The sequence below is a fragment of the Actinomycetota bacterium genome (genome assembly GCA_005774595.1).
Taxonomy (GTDB): Bacteria; Actinomycetota; Coriobacteriia; order Anaerosomatales; family D1FN1-002; genus D1FN1-002.
In genome coordinates this window covers 1-3,208 of record VAUM01000231.1, presented here as the reverse complement: position 1 = coordinate 3,208, position 3,208 = coordinate 1, and the positions used below count along the sequence as shown (strand labels likewise).

General features: G+C 70.9%; 5 protein-coding genes. 2 read left to right on the top strand and 3 right to left on the bottom strand.

The window, feature by feature from the left end; all coding sequences use genetic code 11:
• The coding region (locus FDZ70_08385) for a cell wall-binding repeat-containing protein (GenBank protein TLM72531.1) at window positions 1-161 on the bottom strand (161 nt) is incomplete at its 3' end.
• Window positions 162-288: 127 nt separating this feature from the next.
• Between FDZ70_08385 and FDZ70_08380 the strand changes: the two genes are divergently transcribed.
• Both FDZ70_08380 and FDZ70_08375 read left to right on the top strand, forming a co-directional pair.
• Window positions 289-504, top strand: a complete 216-nt coding sequence (locus FDZ70_08380; GenBank protein TLM72532.1) for a hypothetical protein — start codon at window positions 289-291, stop codon at window positions 502-504.
• A gap of 4 nt (window positions 505-508) precedes the next feature.
• Complete coding sequence (locus tag FDZ70_08375; GenBank protein TLM72530.1) at window positions 509-1,870, top strand: MFS transporter; 1,362 nt, start codon at window positions 509-511, stop codon at window positions 1,868-1,870.
• Between the two features lie 20 nt (window positions 1,871-1,890).
• On the opposite strand, the gene pstB is transcribed toward FDZ70_08375, so the two are convergent.
• Window positions 1,891-2,787: a phosphate ABC transporter ATP-binding protein gene (pstB, locus tag FDZ70_08370; GenBank protein ID TLM72529.1), complete on the bottom strand. Its 897-nt coding sequence runs from the start codon at window positions 2,785-2,787 to the stop codon at window positions 1,891-1,893.
• Window positions 2,751-3,208 (bottom strand): ABC transporter permease subunit (locus FDZ70_08365; protein ID TLM72528.1); only part of this gene is annotated, 458 nt, incomplete at its 5' end. The genes pstB and FDZ70_08365, both read right to left, overlap by 37 nt.

Sequence of the window (3,208 nt, the reverse complement as noted above, 5' to 3'; positions counted from 1 at the left end):
GTCCCGCATCCGTCCGGGAACGCCTCATGCGCCGCCACGACCGCCGTGTCGTAGCGGTTGGCTCCCGCGAGCCGCTCCACCGCCGGCGTGGTGCTCGCCAGTGCTGCGGACGCGGCCCCCATCGCCAGCACCAGCGCGACCGCCAGCCACAGCTTTCTCACGTTCCCCCCCGCCTTTCGCCCGATGATCCCGCCCATAATCCGCCAGCACCGCGCTTGGCACAACTCCGCCCATCGGCTCGTCGGGTACGATGCTCCCGTGCCCTCGGACGCCGACACCCATGAAGCGATGCAGCGCATGCTCGATGCGCTGTACGCGAACGCGGGCGCGGTCGAGCGCCTCGACGTGGTCGTGCGGGCCGAGACGCTCGAACTGCCGGAGGTCGCGCTGGGCATCGTCGCGCTGCTGCCGCCCGGACGCTACACGCGCGCGCGTCTGTGCGACCAGCTGAACTCGGCGATCACGGCGCACGGCTTCGGCGGCGTCATCGGGACGGTGGAGTAGCCGTATGCCCGAGGATCCGCACGCACCCGCGCCTCCGGACACGCCGAGCCACGACGTCCCCGACCGCATCGACGCCCCGACCGCCTCCGCCGACGCCGAGGCGATCCCCACCGGCATACGCCGGGCCGAGCACGCCGCCGGCATCACGACCCTCGCCTCGTTCGCCGAGCGCGACTTCCGCTGGTTCTGGACGGGCGCGTTCCTGTCGAACGTGGGCACCTGGATGCAGACCGCGGCTCTCGGGTGGCTCGTCTTCGCGCTGACGAACGACGAGCTCGCACTCGGCCTGGTGAACTTCGCCTCGGGCGTGCCAGTCTTCCTGTTCATCCTGTTCGCCGGCGCCGCCGCCGACCGCCTCGACAGGCGCAAGCTGCTCATCTGGATGCAATGGCCCATGCTGCTTCAGGCGCTCGCGCTCGGCGTGCTGACCACGACCGGCCACGTCACGATGGCGTGGGTCTACGCGCTGTCGGTCTTCGGCGGCATCTTCACGGCGTTCATGTTCCCCGCCTGGCAGGCCGCCATCCCCGACCTCGTGCCGAAGCGGCTGCTGCTCAACGCGATCTCGCTGAACGCGGCGCAGTTCAACGGCGCGCGGTTCGTCGGGCCGCTGATCGCGGGCTGGGTGTTCCTGCTGTTCGCCAAGGACGCGTCGGCCGGCAGCGCCGCGGTCTTCTACACCAACGCCGCGTCGTTCCTCGCCGTCATCGGGGCGCTCTCGGTGATCCGGCCCTGCCAGACGGAGCGCCCGCACGACGAGGGCGGTGTGCTCCAGCGACTCGGCGCCGGCATCCGCTACGCGTGGTCGACGCCGGTCGTGCGCGTCCTGCTCGTCACACAGGCCTTCCTGACTCTGTTCGGGATGCCGATCACGGCGCTGCTCCCGTCGCTGGCGAAGGAGACGCTGGGCCAGGGGCAGGTCGGCTACTCCGTCCTGCTCGCCTGTAGCGGGGCCGGCGCGCTCACGGGCGCGCTGCTGATGGCGTCGCTGAAGCCGACGGTGCGCCGCGAGCGGATCATCGTCACGGCGGTCCCGGCGCTCGGACTGCTGACCCTCGGGATCGCGCTGTCCAGAACCGTGTGGGCGACCGGCGTGCTGCTCTACGTCGCCGGCATCGCGTTCCTGTCGGCGGTGTCGACCGTGAACACCTCGCTCCAGTCCACGGTGCCGCCGCAGCTGCGCGGGAGGGTGATGTCGCTGTTCGTGCTCTCGTTCATCGGCATCATGCCGTTCGGCGCGCTCGCGTTCGGCGCACTCGGGCGCGCGCAGGGCACGCCGTTCGCACTGGGCGCAGGAGCCGCGGTGCTGACACTCTACGGCGCGGCGCTCGCGCTGCGGCCGAGGGCGGTCGCGACAGCCGCCTGAGCGCAGTGCCCTTGGCGCGCCTACCCGAACCGGCCGGTGATGTACGCCTCGGTGCGGGGGTCGACGGGATTCGTGAAGATCGCGCTCGTCTCCCCGGCCTCGACGAGGCCTGCGGGCCGGTCCATGCGCTCGCGCAGCATGAACGCGGTGCGGTCGGACACGCGCGCAGCCTGGCCCATGTTGTGCGTCACGATCACGATGGTGACCGTCTCCTTGAGTTCGGCGATGGTGTCCTCGATCTGCTGCGTCGAGATCGGGTCGAGCGCCGAGGCGGGCTCGTCCATGAGCAGTACCTCGGGGCCAGTGGCCAGTGCGCGGGCGATGCAGAGACGCTGCTGCTGCCCACCGGAGAGTTCGAACGCGTGCTTGCGGAGCACATCCTTGACCTCGGTCCACAGCGCCGCGCGACGCAGCGACTCCTCAACGATCGCGTCGAGCGCCGAACGCGACCGGATGCCCTTCGTGCGGGGGCCGTACGCGACGTTGTCGTAGATCGACATCGGGAACGGGTTGGGGCGCTGGAACACCTGCCCGACGCGCATGCGCAGGTCGACCGGGTCGTAGTCGCGTGCGTAGACGTCCTCGCCGTCGAGCAGGACCATCCCGCCGACGCGCACGTCGCCGAGCTCCTCGTTCATGCGGTTCAGGCAGCGCAGCAGCGTCGACTTGCCGCAACCCGAGGGGCCGATGAGCGCAGTGACGGCACGTGGCTCGATGGCCATCGTCACGCCAGCGACCGCCGTCTCGCGGCCGTACGCCACCGACACGTCGGCCAGCCGGAACGAACCGGTGACCGGGAGCGCCTCGACAACCGGCACGGTCACAGCATCTTCGGCCCTCAGCACCATCGGCATCTCCGCCACAGCCACTCCGTTCATCGTCACCACGACACCTTCCTGCGCTGCCTCGCGCGCCATGCGGCCGCGAGCACGTTGAGCGACGTCACCCCGAACACGAGCACGAACGCCGTCCCCCACACCACGTCGGGCGCGGGCTTGACCGCCTGCGTCGCCATGATGAACAGGTGGTACGGCAGGGCCATGACCGGGTCCATGAGCGACCCCGGCACGGGCCCGAAGAAGACCACCGCGGTGAGCATGATCGGCGCGGTCTCACCGGCCGCGCGCGCCAGGCCAAGGATCGAGCCGGTCACGATGCCGGGTGCGGCGGCCGGCAGCACGACGCGGCCGATGGTGCGTAGCCGCGTCGCCCCCAGCGCGAGCGAGGCGAGGCGCAGGTCGGACGGGATCTGCCGCAGCGCCTCCTCGGTGGCGGTGATGATCACCGGCAGCGTCAGGCACGCGAGCGTGAGCGACCCCGCGAGGACCGACTTGCGCA

Bases quoted from the DNA above. Each gene is read 5' to 3' on its own strand.
- FDZ70_08380 (TLM72532.1), top strand. From the start codon at position 289: ATGCAGCGCATGCTCGATGCGCTGTACGCGAACGCGGGCGCGGTCGAG.
- pstB (TLM72529.1), bottom strand. From the start codon at position 2,787: ATGGCGCGCGAGGCAGCGCAGGAAGGTGTCGTGGTGACGATGAACGGA.
- FDZ70_08375 (TLM72530.1), top strand. From the start codon at position 509: ATGCCCGAGGATCCGCACGCACCCGCGCCTCCGGACACGCCGAGCCAC.